Genomic DNA, 17582 nt, shown 5'->3' with positions numbered 1-17582 from the left:
TCCCCCCCACCCATGGAAGGAATCCCATGGCAGCAAGCACCCTGAGCAGGATCACCAAGGTCCTGCTGGCGCCCGCCCTCGCGCTCGGCGCGACGGTCGGACTCGCCTCCGCCCCCGCGCACGCCGCCGTCTGGAGCTCCTGCGACCAGTGGGGCAACACCAGCCTCAACGGCTACACGCTCTACAACAACATCTGGGGTTCCGGCGCCGGCGCCCAGTGCGTCTGGGCCAACTCCGGCACCAACTGGGGCGTGTGGGCCGACCACCCCAACACCGGCGGCATCAAGTCCTACCCGAACGCCAAGAAGGTGATCAACAAGTCGATCACCTCCCTCGGTTCGCTCACCAGCAGCTACAACGTCACCGTCCCGTCCTCGGGCGCGTACAACACCTCGTACGACATCTGGGACACGGACTACGACTACGAGATCATGCTCTGGGTCAACCACAACGGCGCCGTGGGCCCGCTCGGCAGCTCGCAGGGCACCGTGAGCCTCGGCGGCCACACCTGGAACGTCTACAAGGGGAACAACGGCGCCAACGAGGTCTTCTCCTTCCTGCGCACCTCGGACTCGAACTCCGGCACCGTGAACATCCTCCCGATCCTCAAATGGATCAAGGACACCAAGGGCTGGATGGGCAACGAGACCATCGGTGACGTGCAGTTCGGCTACGAGATCACCTCGTCGTCCGGCGGGCTGGACTTCCGCACCAACAACCTGACGGTGTCCGGCGGTTAGTCACCACATCTCCGTGCCGCCCGCACCGGTGCACAGGTGCGGGCGGCCTCGTGTCTCCCGGCGACGCCCGGCTGCCATAACGCCGTGCAGGGGCCGGAGCGGGAGTTCCGGCGCGGTGACCGGCGCGACTACGTTTTCGGTGATCACAGTGGAGCGCGTCCGCGAGACACAGTTCGCCCGCCCCGCGTTCGCGGGCGCGCTCCGGGTCAGGCATGCCCCGTCCTTCCGCCCCCACCGAGGAGACCGAGGAATCCGCCATGACACCATCCGCCCCCGATGAACCCGGTACCGGCGCCGACCGCCCGATCAGCCGCAAGAACCTGCTCAGGGCGGCCGTCGCCGCCGGTGCCGCCGTCCCGTTGCTCGCGACGGGCACGGTGGCGCTCGCCAGGGACGCCGGCACCCAGGGACGGGACCTCGCACCGACACCGTTCTGCGACGACGGCGACGATCCCACGATCCCCCAGATGGAGGGTCCCTACTTCAAGCCGAACTCCCCGCTGCGCGGCAACCTCGTGACACCGGGCACCCCGGGCACCCCGCTCACCGTCAGCGGTTACGTCTTCGGCCGCGACTGTGTCCCGCTGAGCGGGGTCCTGCTCGACTTCTGGCAGGCCGACAACGCGGGCGCCTACGACAACGTCGGATACACCTTCCGCGGGCACCAGTTCACCGACGCCTCCGGCGCCTTCAGCCTGCGGACGATCGTGCCCGGTCTCTATCCGGGTCGCACACGGCACATCCATGTCAAGGCCCAGGCGCCCGGCGAGCCCGTCCTGACCACCCAGCTGTACTTCCCCGGCGAGCCCCGCAACAACACGGACACGATCTACGACCCGGCGCTGCTGATGAACGTCCGCAACGTCGGCGGCGGCAAGGAAGCCACCTTCGACTTCGTGCTCGACGTCGAGGGCGGCCCGACGGATCCGCCGACGGACCCGCCCACCGACCCGCCGAGCGGAAGCTGGGCTCCCGGCCACCCGTACGCGGCGGGCGACCGGGCCACCTACGGGGGCGCCGGGTACCGCTGTCTGCAGGCCCACACCTCGATGACCGGCTGGGAGCCGCCCAACGTTCCGGCGCTGTGGCGCCGCGAGTGACAGCGGGCGGGTGAGCTACTGGGCGGGAGCCGGGCCCGAGCTGGCGCGGACGGTCAGCTCGGGCGCGATCAGTACGACCTCGTCGCCGCCCCGCCCGTCGAGCTTGGCGACCAGCTGTTCCACGGCGAGCCGGCCCATCTCCTGCGCGGGGACGGCGACCGACGTCAGCCGCACCGAGGCCTGCACGGCGACCTGCTCCGGGCAGATCGCGACCACCGAGACGTCCTCGGGCACGGCCCGGCCCTGCTGCCGCAGCAGGGCGAGCAGCGGTTCCACCGCCGACTCGTTCTGCACGACGAAGCCCGTGGTGCCGGGGCGTTCGTCGAGGATCCGGGCGAGCGTCACGGCCATCGCGTCGTACCCGCCCTCGCAGGGCCGGTGCAGCAGCCGCAGTCCCAGCTCCCGCGCCCGGGCGCGCAGTCCGTCCAGGGTGCGCTCGGCGAAGCCGGTGTGCCGTTCGTAGACCGCCGGTGCCTCGCCGATGACGGCGATGTCGTGGTGCCCCCGCTTGGCGAGATGCTCCACGCACAGCGCACCGGTGGCCTTGAAGTCGAGGTCGACGCAGGTCAGGCCGGTGGTGTCGGCGGGGAGACCGATCAGCACCGCCGGCCGGTCGGTCTCCCGCAGCAGCGGGAGGCGCTCGTCGTCGAGTTCGACGTCCATCAGGATCATGCCGTCGGCGAGTCCGCTGCCCGCGACCCGGCGCACCGCGTCCGGGCCCTCCTCGCCGGTGAGCAGCAGCACGTCGTACCCGTGGGTGCGGGCCGTGGTGGCCACCGCGATGGCGATCTCCATCATCACCGGCACGTACATGTCCGTACGCAGCGGGATCATCAGCGCGATGATGTTGGACCTGCTGCTGGCCAGGGCGCGGGCCCCGGCGTTCGGGTGGTACCCGAGTTCGCGGATGCTCCGCTCGACCCGCTGCCGGGTGTTCACGGAGATGGACCGCTTGCCGCTGAGGACATAGCTCACCGTGCTCGCGGAGACTCCGGCGTGCTGGGCGACCTCGGCGAGGGTGACCATCCAGTCTCCAAGCTTGTGAAGCGCTTCGACAGTGCGCGCGATGTACAGGGGGTGGGTGAGGGTGATCCGACAGTAGCCTCACAGGATGACGGGTGTCCATAGGCTGTCGAAGCGCTTCGACAGCTTTCTCCGGAGCCGGGTCGGACTGAAGGGGGTGCCGGAGGAATTGTCCCTCACTCCCGCCCGCCCTCCGAGGGCGGGCGTGTCGGCCGTACGGCCGCACGAAGGGTGGCGGGGCGGCTACGAATCGGGTACATACGATCGGGTAGCACCAGTCAGTAATGTAATGACACCATCCTTTTCGCGGCGAGGTGAGCCTCATGTCCGCAACACCCGAGACACCCCGGTCCCCGTCCCGACCCACCGTCACCGAACGTGAGGCCCGCCAGGTGGCGGAGGCCGCCCGGGAACAGGACTGGCGCAAGCCCAGCTTCGCCAAGGAACTGTTCCTCGGCCGCTTCCGGCTCGACCTGATCCACCCCCACCCCCTGCCCGCCGACGAGCACGTCCAGCGCGGCGAGGAGTTCCTCGCCAAGCTCCGCGACTTCTGCGAGACGAAGATCGACGGCGCCCGGATCGAGCGCGACGCCCTGATCCCCGACGACGTGATCACCGGGCTCAAGGAGCTCGGCGCCTTCGGCATGAAGATCGACACCAAGTACGGCGGCCTCGGCCTCACCCAGGTCTACTACAACAAGGCCCTCGCCCTGGTCGGCTCCGCCAACCCGGCGATCGGCGCGCTGCTCTCCGCGCACCAGTCGATCGGCGTACCGCAGCCGCTGAAGATCTTCGGCACGCGGGAGCAGAAGGAGACGTTCCTGCCGCGCTGCGCCCGCACCGACATCTCGGCCTTCCTGCTCACCGAGCCGGACGTCGGCTCGGACCCGGCACGCCTCGCCACCACCGCCGTACCGGAGGGCGACGAGTACGTCCTCGACGGAGTGAAGCTGTGGACCACCAACGGCGTGGTCGCCGACCTCCTCGTGGTCATGGCGCGGGTGCCGAAGTCCGAGGGCCACCGGGGCGGCATCACCGCGTTCGTGGTCGAGGCGGCCTCCGAGGGCGTCACCGTGGAGAACCGCAACGCCTTCATGGGCCTGCGCGGGCTGGAGAACGGCGTCACCCGCTTCCACCGGGTCCGCGTCCCCGCCGCCCACCGCATCGGCGAGGAGGGCCAGGGCCTGAAGATCGCCCTGACCACGCTCAACACCGGCCGGCTGTCCCTGCCCGCGATGTGCGTCGGCTCCGGGAAGTGGTGCCTGAAGATCGCCCGTGAGTGGTCGGCGGCCCGGGAGCAGTGGGGCAAGCCGGTGGCGCTGCACGAGGCCGTCGGCTCCAAGATCGCGTTCATCGCGGCGACCACCTTCGCCCTGGAGGCCGTGGTCGACCTCTCCTCGCAGATGGCCGACGAGGACCGCAACGACATCCGCATCGAGGCCGCCCTCGCCAAGCTGTACGGCTCGGAGATGGCCTGGCTGATGGCCGACGAACTGGTCCAGATCCGCGGCGGACGCGGCTTCGAGACCGCCGAGTCCCTGCGGGCGCGCGGCGAGCGGGCGGTCCCGGCCGAGCAGATGCTGCGCGACCTGCGCATCAACCGCATCTTCGAGGGTTCCACGGAGATCATGCACCTGCTGATCGCCCGCGAGGCCGTCGACGCCCACCTCTCGGTCGCCGGCGACCTGATCGACCCCGAGAAGTCCCTCGGCGACAAGGCGAAGGCGGGCGCGGGCGCGGGCCTCTTCTACGCCAAGTGGCTGCCGAAACTCGTCGCGGGCCCCGGACAGCTCCCCGGCTCCTACGGCGGGTTCAAGCACGGCGTCGACCTGTCCGGGCACCTGCGCTACGTCGAGCGGACCTCCCGCAAGCTGGCCCGCTCCACCTTCTACGCCATGTCCCGCTGGCAGGGGAGGATGGAGACCAAGCAGGGCTTCCTGGGCCGGATCGTCGACATCGGCGCCGAACTGTTCGCCATGAGCGCCGCCTGCGTCCGCGCGGAACTCCTGCGCGGCCGGGGCGAGAACGGCCGCGAGGCCTACCAGCTCGCCGACGCCTTCTGCCGCCAGGCCCGCATCCGCGTCGAGGAACTCTTCGACCGCCTGTGGACCAACACCGACGACATCGACCGCAAGGTCGTCAAGGGCGTGCTCTCCGGCACGTACGAGTGGCTGGAACAGGGCGTCATCGACCCCTCGGACGACGGTCCCTGGATCGCCGACGCCTCCCCGGGCCCCTCCGAGCGGGAGAACGCCCACCGGCCGATCCGCTGACACAGGAGAGACCCACGGTTCCTCTCGTCTGCGGTCCGCGCGGCACCCTGGAGGCATCCACCGGGCAGGACGGTGCTCATGCGATCCGATCTCCCGCCCGACCGGGCGACCGTATCCGCGAGGTGCGGGAGTCCCGGGAACTCAGCCGGGAGGAACTGGGCGTAGCGACCGGGCACAGTGCCCGGAGGATCGGGCGGATCGAGCGTGGAGACCCGGACGCGCGTTTCCACGACCTGCTGCTGATCGCACGCGCCCTCGACGTCCCGCCCGCGGATCTGGTCGTCGAGCGGCGGCTCGTCCACCGGCCGTACACAGGGTGTCAGCCGACCCGTCGACCCGCCGGGACGGAGGGGGGCGGCCGGGGAATCCGGCCGCCCCTCCGCGCGGAAGGACATGCGCCCGACCCGCCGGGGCGGGGCCCCGGCCGTGCGCGGGACCCGACACAATGGGGTCCATGACCGACGCTCCAGCCCCCCTCGCCGACCCGCACCTCGTCTACGACCCCGTGGCGGGAGACGGACCGAAGGACGTGGTGATCCTCGGCTCCACCGGGTCGATCGGCACCCAGGCCATCGACCTCGTGCTGCGCAACCCCGACCGCTTCCGGGTCACCGGCCTGTCCGCCAACGGCGGCCGGGTCGCCCTCCTCGCCGAGCAGGCCCACCGGCTGCGGGTGCGTACCGTCGGTGTCGCCCGCGAGGACGTCGTACCGGCGCTGCGCGAGGCGCTGTCCGCGCGGTACGGGGCGGGGGAGCCGCTGCCCGAGATCCTGGCCGGGAAGGACGCGGCCACTCAGCTCGCCGCCTCCGACTGCCACACCGTCCTCAACGGCATCACCGGCTCCATCGGTCTCGCCCCGACCCTCGCCGCCCTGGAGGCGGGCCGCACCCTCGCGCTCGCCAACAAGGAGTCGCTCATCGTCGGCGGCCCGCTGGTCAAGGCCCTCGCCAAGCCCGGTCAGATCATCCCGGTCGACTCCGAGCACGCCGCCCTCTTCCAGGCGCTGGCCGCCGGCACCCGCGCGGACGTCCGGAGGCTCGTCGTCACCGCCTCCGGCGGCCCCTTCCGCGGCCGCACCAAGGAGCAGCTGGCCGACGTCACCGTCGAGGACGCCCTCGCGCACCCCACCTGGGCCATGGGTCCGGTCATCACGATCAACTCCGCGACCCTCGTCAACAAGGGCCTGGAGGTCATCGAGGCACACCTGCTGTACGACATTCCCTTCGACCGCATTGAGGTCGTCGTGCACCCGCAGTCGTATGTCCACTCGATGGTTGAGTTCACGGACGGATCGACACTGGCCCAGGCGACGCCCCCCGACATGGGCGGGCCGATCGCCATCGGCCTCGGCTGGCCCGAACGGGTCCCCGACGCCGCCCCGGTCTTCGACTGGAGCAAGGCGTCCACCTGGGAGTTCTTCCCCCTCGACAACGAGGCGTTCCCCTCGGTGAACCTCGCCCGGCACGTCGGCGAGCTCGCGGGAACCGCCCCGGCGGTGTTCAATGCCGCGAACGAGGAGTGCGTGGAGGCGTTCCGCGCCGGCACGCTGCCCTTCAACGGGATCATGGAGACCGTCATCCGGGTCGTCGAGGAACACGGCACCCCCGCGACGGGAACTTCACTGACCGTGTCGGACGTCCTCGAAGCGGAGACCTGGGCGCGGACGAGGGCCCGGGAACTGACCGACCGGACGGCGAGCGCGGAGGCGCGTGCATGACGACCCTGATGTTCATCCTCGGCATAGTCGTCTTCGCGGCCGGCCTGCTGTTCTCGATCGCGTGGCACGAGCTGGGCCATCTGTCCACGGCCAAGATGTTCGGCATCCGCGTGCCCCAGTACATGGTCGGCTTCGGTCCCACCATCTGGTCGCGCAACAAGGGCGAGACCGAGTACGGCGTCAAGGCGATCCCGTTCGGCGGCTACATCCGCATGATCGGCATGTTCCCGCCCGGCCCCGACGGCAGACTGGAGGCCCGCTCCACCTCACCGTGGCGCGGCATGATCGAGGACGCCCGCTCGGCCGCCTTCGAGGAGCTCAGGCCCGGCGACGAGAAGCGCCTGTTCTACACGCGCAAGCCGTGGAAACGGGTCATCGTGATGTTCGCGGGCCCGTTCATGAACCTGATCCTCGCGGTGGCGCTGTTCCTCACCGTGCTGATGGGCTTCGGCATCCAGCAGCAGACCACCACCGTCAGCTCGGTCTCGCAGTGCGTGATCTCGCAGACCGAGAACCGCGACGACTGCAAGAAGTCCGACCCCCAGTCCCCGGCCGCCGCCGCCGGGATGAAGGCCGACGACAGGATCGTCGCCTTCGCCGGGGTCAGGACCGACGACTGGGGCGTCCTCTCCGACCTCATCCGCGACAGCGCCGGCAAGAGCGTGCCGATCGTCGTCGAACGCGACGGCCGGGAGGTCACCCTCCAGGCGAAGATCGCGACCAACATGGTCGCCAAGAAGGACGACAACGGCGCCTACGTCGAGGGTGAGTACGTCAAGGCCGGCTTCCTCGGCTTCAGCGCGGCCACCGGAGTCGTCAAACAGGACTTCGGCGACTCCGTGACCTGGATGACCGACCGGGTCGGCGACGCCGTCGACTCCCTCGCCGCCCTGCCGTCCAAGATCCCCGCCCTGTGGGACGCGGCCTTCGGCGACGGCCCCCGCGAACCCGACTCCCCGATGGGCGTCGTCGGCGCGGCCCGGGTCGGCGGTGAGATCGCCACCCTCGACATCCCGGCCTCGCAGCAGGTGGCCATGTTCGTGATGATGCTCGGGATGTTCAACCTCTCCCTGTTCCTGTTCAACATGCTCCCGCTGCTGCCGCTCGACGGCGGACACATCGCGGGAGCCCTGTGGGAGTCGCTGCGCCGCAACCTCGCCAGGGTGCTGCGCCGCCCCGACCCGGGCCCGTTCGACGTGGCGAAACTGATGCCGGTGGCGTACGTGGTGGCAGGGGTCTTCGTCTGCTTCACCATCCTCGTCCTGATCGCGGACGTGGTGAATCCGGTACGGATCTCATAGCCCCCGGGAGGCGACACCCGCCGTTCACGACGGCCTGGGACCCTCTGGTTCCGGGCCGTCGCCCTTTGAGTGGGTTTAGGGGCGGGATGTGCTCGGGCGTTGGCCATTGCCGTAATCTCGGAGCCCGGAGCCCGCTGCTCACGGGGAGCCGGACCTAGATCCACGACTTGGGGTTGCACAGCAGATGACTGCGATTTCTCTCGGCATGCCGTCCGTTCCGACCAAGCTCGCCGAGCGCCGGAAGAGCCGGCAGATCCAGGTCGGATCCGTGGCGGTGGGCGGGGACGCCCCCGTGTCCGTGCAGTCGATGACGACCACGCGCACGTCCGACATCGGCGCCACCCTCCAGCAGATCGCCGAGCTCACCGCCTCCGGGTGCCAGATCGTCCGTGTGGCCTGTCCCACGCAGGACGACGCCGACGCGCTGGCCGTGATCGCGAAGAAGTCGCAGATCCCGGTGATCGCCGACATCCACTTCCAGCCCAAGTACGTCTTCGCGGCGATCGAGGCCGGCTGCGCGGCGGTCCGGGTGAACCCCGGCAACATCAAGCAGTTCGACGACAAGGTCAAGGAGATCGCCAAGGCGGCGAAGGACCACGGCACCCCGATCCGCATCGGCGTGAACGCCGGGTCGCTGGACCGGCGCCTGCTCCAGAAGTACGGCAAGGCGACCCCCGAGGCGCTGGCCGAGTCCGCCCTGTGGGAGGCGTCCCTCTTCGAGGAGCACGACTTCCGCGACCTCAAGATCTCCGTCAAGCACAACGACCCGGTCGTCATGGTCGAGGCCTACCGCCAGCTCGCCGCCCAGTGCGACTACCCCCTCCACCTCGGCGTCACCGAGGCCGGGCCCGCCTTCCAGGGCACCATCAAGTCGGCCGTCGCCTTCGGCGCGCTGCTCTCCCAGGGCATCGGCGACACCATCCGCGTCTCCCTGTCGGCCCCGCCGGTCGAGGAGATCAAGGTCGGCATCCAGATCCTGGAGTCGCTGAACCTGCGCCAGCGCGGCCTGGAGATCGTCTCCTGCCCCTCCTGCGGACGCGCCCAGGTCGACGTCTACAAGCTCGCCGAGGAGGTCACCGCCGGCCTTGAGGGCATGGAGGTGCCGCTGCGCGTCGCCGTCATGGGCTGCGTCGTCAACGGCCCCGGCGAGGCCCGCGAGGCCGACCTCGGTGTCGCCTCCGGCAACGGCAAGGGCCAGATCTTCGTGAAGGGCGAGGTCATCAAGACCGTCCCCGAGTCGAAGATCGTGGAGACGCTGATCGAGGAGGCGATGAAGATCGCCGAGGAGATGGAGAAGGACGGCGTGGCCTCGGGCGAACCGCAGATCTCGGTGGCGGGCTGACGGGTTCTCACCCGTGCCGGGCGGCGTGATCCGGCCCGTCCGGCACGTGGGGACGAGGCCCTTTCCGGGCCGAAGCGGAGGTCTGGGGGCGGCGGTCCCCAGCTCGCGAAGGTACAGTGCGGAGAAATCAGCAGACCCCAGTGTGTGAGGCCCCGCACGTGTTGACGCAGACCACATCCCGGGTCCTCGAACCGAGTGACCTGGACGCCGCACTCGCCGTACTCGACCGCGAGCCGGTCGCGAACGCCTTCGTGACGGCCCGCGTCCAGATCGCGGGCCTGGACCCGTGGCGGCTCGGCGGCGAGATGTGGGGCTGGTACGAGGGGGGCGTCCTGACGTCCCTGTGCTACGCCGGTGCCAACCTGGTGCCCATCTGCGCCACCCCCCGGGCCGTCCGCGCCTTCGCCGACCGTGCCCGCCGGGCCGGCCGCCGCTGCTCCTCGATCGTCGGCCCGGCCGAGCCCACCGCCGCGCTCTGGCGGCTGCTCGAACCCCAGTGGGGCCCGGCCCGCGAGGTCCGCACCCACCAGCCCCTCATGGTCACCGACCGCCTGTCCGACCTCATAGCCCCCGACCCCTACGTCCGCCGCGTCCGCAAGGACGAGCTGGAGACGGTCATGCCGGCGTGCGTGGCGATGTTCACCGAGGAGGTCGGCGTCTCCCCGCTGGCCGGCGACGGCGGCCTGCTCTACCAGGCCCGGGTCGCCGAGCTCGTCGGCGCCGGCCGCGCCTTCGCCCGCTTCGGCACCGACGGCAAGGTCGTCTTCAAGGCCGAGGTCGGCGCCGCGACCGACCGCGCCTGCCAGATCCAGGGCGTCTGGGTGGCCCCCGAGCACCGGGGCAGGGGCGTCGCCGCCCCCGGCATGGCAGCCGTCCTGCGCTACGCCCTGACGGAGATAGCGCCCGTGGCGAGCCTCTACGTCAACGACTTCAACACGCCCGCCCGCAGGACGTACGAGAGGGTGGGCTTCCAGGAGGTCGGCGCCTTCATGAGCGTGCTGTTCTGAGCGGGCACGCCCTGTAGTCTCCCCGGCATGGTGCGCTTTCCCGGTCACGGCCGCCCCCATCCCGACGACATCGTGATCGGTCCCCTCGACCTTCCCGGCCACGTCGACGAGGCGCTGGCGGTGCAGGCGGTGGCGTTCGGGCTCGGCCCCGACGAGGTGGCCGTACGCCGGCAGATCGTGCTGCGGCACATGACCCTCCCGGGTGCCCGGGCCTTCGGCGCCACCGTCAAGGGCCGCCTGGCCGGCTTCGTCTACGGCATGCCCAACGACCGCGCCCACTGGTGGTCCACCGTCGTCGAGCCCTATCTGCGCGCCCGCGGCCACGACGACTGGCTCGACGACTCCTTCGTCATCACCGAGCTGCACGTCCACCCCCGGCACCAGAAGCACGGCATCGGCCGCGCCCTGATCACCACGATCACCGACGGCGCCGAGCAGCCCCGCTCGATCCTCTCCGCGATCGACATCGAGAGCCCCGCCCGCAGGCTGTACCGCTCGCTCGGCTACCAGGACCTCGCCCGCCAGGTCCTCTTCCCCAGCGCCCCCAAGCCGTACGCCGTCATGGGCGCCCCGCTGCCCCTCCTCCGCCGCTAGGGACAATGGATTTCCGCCGCCCCGTCCCGCCCGGCTAACCTCCTGTCATCACCCAGACGCAGCAGGAGTACGGAAACCATGGCGAACGCACCGGTCCAGCGCATGTCCCAGTTGATGGCGAAGACGCTGCGCGACGACCCGGCGGACGCCGAGGTCCTCAGCCACAAGCTTCTCGTCCGGGCCGGCTATGTGCGCCGCACCGCCGCCGGCATCTGGACCTGGCTGCCCCTCGGCAAGAAGGTCCTCGCCAACGTCGAGCGGATCGTCCGCGAGGAGATGGACGCCATCGGCGCCCAGGAGGTGCTGCTCCCCGCGCTGCTGCCGCGTGAGCCCTACGAGGCGACCGGCCGCTGGGACGAGTACGGCCCCGAGCTGTTCCGCCTCCAGGACCGCAAGGGCGGCGACTACCTCCTCGGCCCCACCCACGAGGAGATCTTCACGCTGATGGTGAAGGACCAGGCGTCCTCCTACAAGGACCTGCCGGTGATCCTCTACCAGATCCAGTCCAAGTTCCGCGACGAGGCCCGCCCCCGCGCCGGCATCCTGCGCGGCCGCGAGTTCCTGATGAAGGACTCGTACTCCTTCGACCTGGAGGACGAGGGCCTGGCGAAGTCGTACGCCCTGCACCGCCAGGCGTACCAGAAGGTCTACGAGCGCCTGGGCCTCGACTACCGCATCGTCGCGGCCACCGCCGGCGCCATGGGCGGCTCCAAGTCCGAGGAGTTCCTCGCCCCCGCCGAGGCGGGCGAGGACACCTTCGCGGACTGCCCGAACTGCGACTTCGCCGCCAACACCGAGGCGATCGCCTACGAGCTGAAGCCGGTCGACGCCGCCGGTGTCCCGGCCGCCGAGGACATCCCCACGCCCGACACCCCGACCATCGAGACCCTCGCCGCCCAGCTCGGCGTCGAGGCCTCGGCCACGCTGAAGAACCTGCTGGTCAAGGTGGACGGCGAGATCGTCGCCGTGGGCGTGCCCGGTGACCGCGAGGTCGACATGGACAAGGTCGAGGCGCACTTCGCCCCGGCCGCGGTGGAGATGGTCACCGAGGCCGACTTCGTCGCCCGCCCCGACCTGGTGCGCGGCTACGTCGGACCGCAGGGCCTGGGCAAGATGACGTACATCGCCGACCCGCGCGTCGCGCCCGGCACCGCCTGGATCACGGGCGCCAACAAGGCCGACACGCACGCGAAGAACGTGGTCGCGGGGCGCGACTTCGAGGTCGACGCGTACGTGGACGTCGTGGTGGTGCAGGAGGGCGATCCCTGCCCCAAGTGCGGCACGGGCCTGCGGCTGGACCGCGCCATCGAGATCGGCCACATCTTCCAGCTCGGCCGCAAGTACGCCGACGCCCTCAAGCTCGACGTCCTCGGCCAGAACGGCAAGCCGGTCCGCGTCACCATGGGCTCCTACGGCATCGGCGTCTCCCGCGCGGTGGCGGCGCTCGCCGAGCAGACCGCCGACGACAAGGGGCTGTGCTGGCCCGCCGAGGTCGCCCCGGCCGACGTCCACGTGGTCGCAGCCGGCAAGGCGCTCCAGATTGAGCTGGCCCTGGACGTCTCCGAGAAGCTGTCCGCCGCCGGCCTCCGCGTCCTGGTCGACGACCGCGCGGGAGTCTCCCCGGGCGTGAAGTTCACGGACTCGGAGCTGATCGGCGTCCCGCAGATCCTGGTCGCGGGCCGCCGCGCGGCGGAAGGCGTCGTCGAACTCAAGGACCGCCGCACGGGCGAACGCGAGGAACTCACGGTCGACGAGGCCGTCGCCCGCCTCACGGCGTAACGGGGTGACGGGGCCCGTGCCGGCCACCCGCCGCACGGGCCCCGGATCTCACCCGGCCCGTCTCACTTCCACGGGTCGGTGAACGACCGACCGGGCACCGGCTTGGCGACGAGCGCGACGGCCGTGAAGAAGTTGACCTGGCCGATCGCGAACACCAGGGTGGCGAGCGCCTTCGACTCGTAGTGCTCGGCCACCTCGGCGTACAGCGCGTCGGAGACCCGCTCGCCGTCCGCGGACGGCTGGAGCACGGCCTCCACGAGGGCCAGCGCGGCGCGCTCGGCGCCGGTGAAGTACGGCGAGTCCCACCAGGACGCCACCGAGGCGATCCGCTCCTCCGACTGCCCGGCCTTCCGCAGGAAGCCCGTGTGCAGGACGGTCAGGTAGGTGCTGCCGACGATCTGACCGGCGCGCAGCTGGACCAAGCTGATCGTGGAGCGCGGCACCGACCCGTTGCCGGTGACCTTGAACAGCGCCGCCGACACCTCCGCCAGCTCGGGAACGAGCTCCGCGGGGTCCTCGGCCATCCGCGGAACCATCGGGATCTCCGCCGTGATCGAACGCGTTTCCATTTCCGTCTCCTTCGGACAGTCTCACTCGCTGACACCGACCTGACGGATCGCGGCGAAGAAGTGTGACGGAGCCTCCGGACCGAGAACCGGCCCAAGGAGTGTCGTTCGGATCAGGCCGGCTCCAGTGAGCGGTGACTTGCCGTCGAGCCGAGCGGGGCCCGGCGGCGGGGCACCTCCCCGCGCCCTTCAGACAGTTGGGGGAGCGTCCCAAGGCGGAGGAGGGCGTCAGGGCGGAGCCTTGGCAACCGACGACAACCCGGTGGCGGGGGTCCCTTCCGCGCATGAGGGTCCCCGCTCGAGCGAAGCCGAGCGCGGGGAGGAGCCGAGCGCGGGGAGGAGCCGAGCGCGGGGGAGTGGTGCCAGGGTCCGTGACCGCGGCGAGGTCCGGACGGCGCCCCTCAGAGCCAGCTCGCGAACTCCAGGAGGAGTTCCGCGTCCTGTTCGCGGCCCACGCGGCGGGCCCGTACGCCCGATTCCACCGCGCGGAACAGGGTCCAGCCGCTCAGGCGTTCGCGGTCGACCTCCAGGGACTCCGCGAGGCGCTTCACCCGGCGGCGGGTCGTCGTGGCGCCGGACGCCTGGGCGATGAGGTCCTCCACGCGGTCGCGGACCAGCCGGGCCAGGTCGAACGCGTGCTCGCCGACCACCGGGTCCGGCCCCACCGCCAGCCACGGCGTGCGCTCCCCGGACAGCACCTTGCTCTGCCGGAACGTCCCGTGCAGCAGCCGGTGCTCGGGCGGCGCCGCCAACAGCTCCTCGCGGGCCGTCAGCGCCGCCTCCACCAGCGGAGCCACCTCCGGGTCGGCCGCCGCGCTCGCCCGCATCGCCCGCGCCTGCCGCTCCGTGCGCTCGGCCACCGTCTCGAAACCGTGCCCCTCCGGCGGGTCCACCCAGAGCCGGCGCAGCGTCCCCGCCGCCTCCAGCAACGCCTTCGCCTCCGGCAACGACCGCACCGACACGTCCGGATGCAGCCGCTCCAGCAACAGCACCCCCTCGGTCGCGCCCGCGGCCGGCTCCAGCAGCCGGACCGCCCCCAGACCGCCCCAGTGGGCCAGCGCGGCCCGCTCGCTCTCCGGGCGCGCCCGGCGCGGCGCCAGCTTCAGCACGGCGGGCGTCCCGTCGGCCGTCCGCACCAGCACGACCAGGCTGCTGCGCCCGCCCGGCACCTGCACCCGCTCCACGGTCAACTCACGCTGCGCGACGGCCCCGCGCGCCGTCTCCGGCAGCCTCTCCAGCCAGTCGTCATTCTCGGGTGCCGTCTCACCGAGCGCCCTCACCAGACGCTTCGGCGGTTCGAAAACCATGCGCGAGTCGTTCCCTTCCTGCTGTACGCGGGGCCCGCCGCCCCGTCACGCCGTCGGCGCCGGGGACCCCGAAGCCGTACCGCCCCGCTCGGCGAGCCCAGGGAAGGCTACGCTCTCGCCGCTCCAGCGCACCGACCGCACCGCCGCCTCCCGCATCGCCTCGGCGGCTCCCCGCCGCTGCTCGCCGCCGCTCGCGCGCACCAGATCGGCGTACACCCCGGCCACCCTGTCCTCCAGCTCCGCCGCCAGCCGGACCGCCGCCGCCGCCGCGTCCGGCACCGGGAACGGCAGCGCGTACCCCGCGGCGGCGGCGACGGGCGCGCCCCCCGCGTCCTTCACCGCGCGCACCAGTGCGTCCCTGCGCGCCCGGTGCGCGTCGTACGCCGTCCGTGCCTCGGTGCGCCGGTCCTTGCCGATCCGCCCGCCGACGACCCCGTAGCCGTACACCGCCGCGTGCTCCGCCGCCAGCGCGGCCTGGAGAGCCCGCAGTTCCCGGTCCTTAGCCTCGCGCGACTCGCTCACCCTCATGCCTCCGTCAGCAGATACACATGCGCCGCGCCGGCCGCCGCGACCGAGGCCAGCAGCCGGGCCAGCTCGCCCGGCGCGTCGAGGAGCGCCTTCGCGCGCCGGTCGGCGAGCTCCCGCTCGGCGGCGGCGAGTCCGGCGAGGGCGTCCTTCTCCTTCGCGGGCACGGCGGGCACGCCGGCCGACGCGGAGGCCGAGGGCGAGCCCGACCCGGACGACGACGGCGACAGCGACGGAGACGGCGAGGAATCCGCCGTCTCCCCGAACGCCTCCGCGTGCCGTACGACCTCCGCGCGCAGCGGACGCAGCCGCTCCGCCAGCTTCGGATGCGCGGCCACGACCGCGTCGTACCGCTCGGCCAGCTCCCTGCTGTCCCGGGCCGCACGCGCGCGTGCCCGGTCGGCGGCCGAGGGACGGCTGCCGCCGGAGGCACCGGAGCCCTCGGACCCGGCGGAGCAGCCCGCCACCAGCAGGGCCGCCGGGGCGACGGCGAGCAGACTCCTTCTGCGCGGCCCCGAACGGGCGCGCGGAGACAGGGGGAACGACACGGCAGACGTCCTCGGAAGCTCGTACGAACGGGGCGACGGAAAAGGGCGGGCCGGGGCCCGTGATCACCGTACCCGTGCGCCCGCGCGAGGGTGCCCAGCGGCACCCTCCGTGACCGGGTGGACAGCAACACCCTCCGCGACCGGATACCCTTTGACCAGACACGCGCACCGTCCCACAACAGCACACGCGGCCGAGGAGTCACCCGGATGAGCACCACCCAGAGCGAGAGGCTTCGAGAACTTCTGGAACCGCTCGTCAGCTCCCAGGGCCTGGATCTCGAAGAGATCGCCGTGGACGCGGTCGGCCGCAAGCGTGTGCTGCGCGTCGTCGTCGACTCCGACACCGGAGCGGACCTCGACCGGATCGCCGATGTGAGCCGCGCGCTCTCGGCGAAGCTCGACGAGACGGACGCGATGGGCAGCGCGGAGTACACCCTCGAGGTCGGCACCCCGGGCGCGGAGCGCCTCCTCACCGAGCACCGGCACTACACGCGCGCCACCGGCCGCCTGGTCCGGTTCCAGCTCGCCGAGGGCGGCGAACTGGTCGCCAGGATCATCGAGGCCGACGACGAGGGTCTCGACCTCGAGGTGCCCGGCGTGAAGGGCCGCAAGGCCACCGCGCGCAGACTCGCCTTCGACGACATCACCAGGGCGCGCGTCCAGGTCGAGTTCAACCGCAAGGACAACGAGAAGGAAGAGGAGGCGTAATCGTGGACATCGACATGAGTGCACTTCGGCTCTTGGTGAGGGAGAAGGAGATCTCCCTCGGCCTGCTGGTCGAAGCGATCGAATCGGCCCTCCTCATCGCCTACCACCGCACCGAGGGAAGCCGCCGGCACGCGCGCGTGGAGCTCAACCGGGAGACCGGACATGTGACCGTGTGGGCGAAGGAGGACCCCGAGGACCTCGAGGAGGGCCAGGAGGCCCGCGAGTTCGACGACACCCCGTCCGGCTTCGGCCGTATCGCCGCCACCACGGCCAAGCAGGTCATCCTGCAGCGCCTGCGCGACGCCGAGGACGACGCGACGCTCGGCGAGTACGCCGGCCGCGAGGGCGACATCGTCACCGGAGTGGTCCAGCAGGGCCGCGACCCGAAGAACGTGCTGGTCGACATCGGCAAGCTGGAGGCCATCCTGCCGGTGCAGGAGCAGGTGCCCGGCGAGACCTATCCGCACGGCATGCGGCTGCGCAGCTACGTCGTCCGGGTGGCCAAGGGTGTGCGCGGCCCGTCCGTCACCCTGTCGCGCACCCACCCCAACCTGGTGAAGAAGCTCTTCGCCCTGGAGGTGCCGGAGATCGCCGACGGGTCCGTCGAGATCTCCGCGATCGCCCGTGAGGCCGGCCACCGCACCAAGATCGCCGTACGTTCCACCCGCTCGGGCCTGAACGCCAAGGGCGCCTGCATCGGCCCCATGGGCGGCCGGGTGCGCAACGTCATGGGCGAGCTGAACGGCGAGAAGATCGACATCGTCGACTGGTCCGACGACCCGGCCGATATGGTGGCGAACGCGCTGTCGCCGGCCCGGGTCTCGAAGGTGGAGATCGTCGACATGGCCGCCCGGTCCGCCCGGGTCATCGTGCCGGACTACCAGCTGTCCCTGGCGATCGGCAAGGAGGGGCAGAACGCCCGTCTCGCCGCCCGGCTGACCGGCTGGCGGATCGACATCCGGCCGGACACGGAACAGACCGGGGAACGGGCCGGGGAACGGTCCGGGGAATAGATCCAAGCCGCAGGTCGCTGAGATCACGACAGCTTTGCG

The 17582-nt window shown here is 71.3% G+C and carries 17 protein-coding genes; 12 read left to right on the top strand and 5 right to left on the bottom strand.

Going from position 1 to position 17582, the window contains the following annotated elements; genetic code table 11:
• The first annotated feature begins 26 nt into the window (after positions 1–26).
• A complete protein-coding gene (locus AMK33_RS34610; RefSeq protein WP_073936976.1) occupies positions 27–740 on the top strand; it encodes a glycoside hydrolase family 12 protein in 714 nt (237 codons plus the stop codon).
• 257 nt (positions 741–997) lie between these two features.
• Positions 998–1840 (top strand): dioxygenase family protein, encoded by an 843-nt coding sequence (locus AMK33_RS34605; protein WP_073936975.1) that lies wholly within the window; start codon positions 998–1000, stop codon positions 1838–1840.
• Positions 1841–1855: 15 nt separating this feature from the next.
• Here the strand turns inward: AMK33_RS34605 and AMK33_RS34600 are convergent, their stop codons facing one another.
• Complete coding sequence (locus AMK33_RS34600) at positions 1856–2866, bottom strand: LacI family DNA-binding transcriptional regulator (protein WP_073936974.1); 1011 nt, start codon at positions 2864–2866, stop codon at positions 1856–1858.
• 320 nt (positions 2867–3186) lie between these two features.
• Here AMK33_RS34600 and AMK33_RS34595 point away from each other — a divergent pair, with 320 nt between their 5' ends.
• The 8 genes from AMK33_RS34595 (at position 3187) to AMK33_RS34560 (ending at position 12876) form a co-directional block, all read left to right on the top strand.
• Positions 3187–5136 carry an acyl-CoA dehydrogenase family protein gene (locus AMK33_RS34595; protein ID WP_073936973.1) on the top strand — a complete coding sequence of 650 codons (1950 nt, stop codon included), beginning with the start codon at positions 3187–3189 and terminating at the stop codon, positions 5134–5136.
• Positions 5031–5594 (top strand): helix-turn-helix domain-containing protein, encoded by a 564-nt coding sequence (locus AMK33_RS45340; protein WP_073936972.1) that lies wholly within the window; start codon positions 5031–5033, stop codon positions 5592–5594. Before AMK33_RS34595 ends, AMK33_RS45340 begins: the two co-directional genes overlap by 106 nt.
• A complete protein-coding gene (gene dxr / locus AMK33_RS34585; protein ID WP_073937043.1) occupies positions 5591–6853 on the top strand; it encodes a 1-deoxy-D-xylulose-5-phosphate reductoisomerase in 1263 nt (420 codons plus the stop codon). Before AMK33_RS45340 ends, dxr begins: the two co-directional genes overlap by 4 nt.
• An 8-nt stretch (positions 6854–6861) precedes the next feature.
• Entirely contained in the window at positions 6862–8154 is a 1293-nt protein-coding gene (locus AMK33_RS34580; protein WP_201263137.1) for a M50 family metallopeptidase, read from the top strand.
• Positions 8155–8338: 184 nt separating this feature from the next.
• Positions 8339–9496, top strand: a complete 1158-nt coding sequence (ispG, locus tag AMK33_RS34575) for a flavodoxin-dependent (E)-4-hydroxy-3-methylbut-2-enyl-diphosphate synthase (RefSeq protein WP_073936970.1) — start codon at positions 8339–8341, stop codon at positions 9494–9496.
• A gap of 158 nt (positions 9497–9654) precedes the next feature.
• Positions 9655–10503, top strand: coding sequence for a GNAT family N-acetyltransferase (locus tag AMK33_RS34570; RefSeq protein WP_073937042.1), 849 nt, complete (start codon positions 9655–9657; stop codon positions 10501–10503).
• Positions 10504–10530: 27 nt separating this feature from the next.
• Positions 10531–11097 (top strand): GNAT family N-acetyltransferase, encoded by a 567-nt coding sequence (locus AMK33_RS34565; protein WP_073936969.1) that lies wholly within the window; start codon positions 10531–10533, stop codon positions 11095–11097.
• A 78-nt stretch (positions 11098–11175) separates the two neighbouring features.
• The gene (locus AMK33_RS34560; RefSeq protein WP_073936968.1) at positions 11176–12876 is read left to right on the top strand and encodes a proline--tRNA ligase; all 1701 of its coding nucleotides are present in this window, start codon (positions 11176–11178) and stop codon (positions 12874–12876) included.
• A 62-nt stretch (positions 12877–12938) separates the two neighbouring features.
• Here AMK33_RS34560 and AMK33_RS34555 read toward each other — a convergent pair whose 3' ends face one another.
• From AMK33_RS34555 to AMK33_RS34540, 4 genes are all read right to left on the bottom strand, one after another.
• On the bottom strand, positions 12939–13445 hold the full coding sequence (locus AMK33_RS34555) for a carboxymuconolactone decarboxylase family protein (protein ID WP_073936967.1): 507 nt from the start codon (positions 13443–13445) through the stop codon (positions 12939–12941).
• 398 nt (positions 13446–13843) lie between these two features.
• Positions 13844–14749, bottom strand: a complete 906-nt coding sequence (locus tag AMK33_RS34550) for an aminoglycoside phosphotransferase family protein (protein WP_073936966.1) — start codon at positions 14747–14749, stop codon at positions 13844–13846.
• Positions 14750–14794: 45 nt separating this feature from the next.
• Complete coding sequence (locus AMK33_RS34545; RefSeq protein ID WP_073936965.1) at positions 14795–15277, bottom strand: ferritin-like domain-containing protein; 483 nt, start codon at positions 15275–15277, stop codon at positions 14795–14797.
• Positions 15274–15822 (bottom strand): hypothetical protein, encoded by a 549-nt coding sequence (locus AMK33_RS34540; RefSeq protein WP_073936964.1) that lies wholly within the window; start codon positions 15820–15822, stop codon positions 15274–15276. Before AMK33_RS34540 ends, AMK33_RS34545 begins: the two co-directional genes overlap by 4 nt.
• Before the next feature lie 207 nt (positions 15823–16029).
• Here AMK33_RS34540 and rimP point away from each other — a divergent pair, with 207 nt between their 5' ends.
• Together rimP and nusA are read left to right on the top strand one after the other, a co-directional pair.
• Positions 16030–16530, top strand: a complete 501-nt coding sequence (rimP, locus tag AMK33_RS34535; protein ID WP_073936963.1) for a ribosome maturation factor RimP — start codon at positions 16030–16032, stop codon at positions 16528–16530.
• A 2-nt stretch (positions 16531–16532) separates the two neighbouring features.
• Positions 16533–17543: a transcription termination factor NusA gene (gene nusA, locus AMK33_RS34530; RefSeq protein ID WP_073936962.1), complete on the top strand. Its 1011-nt coding sequence runs from the start codon at positions 16533–16535 to the stop codon at positions 17541–17543.
• Positions 17544–17582: the final 39 nt, after the last annotated feature.

This window comes from Streptomyces sp. CB02400, assembly GCF_001905725.1.
GTDB classification, from domain to species: Bacteria; Actinomycetota; Actinomycetes; order Streptomycetales; family Streptomycetaceae; genus Streptomyces; species Streptomyces atrovirens.
Note: the sequence above shows the minus strand (reverse complement) of the source record. Positions and strands in the feature narration are given on the sequence as shown.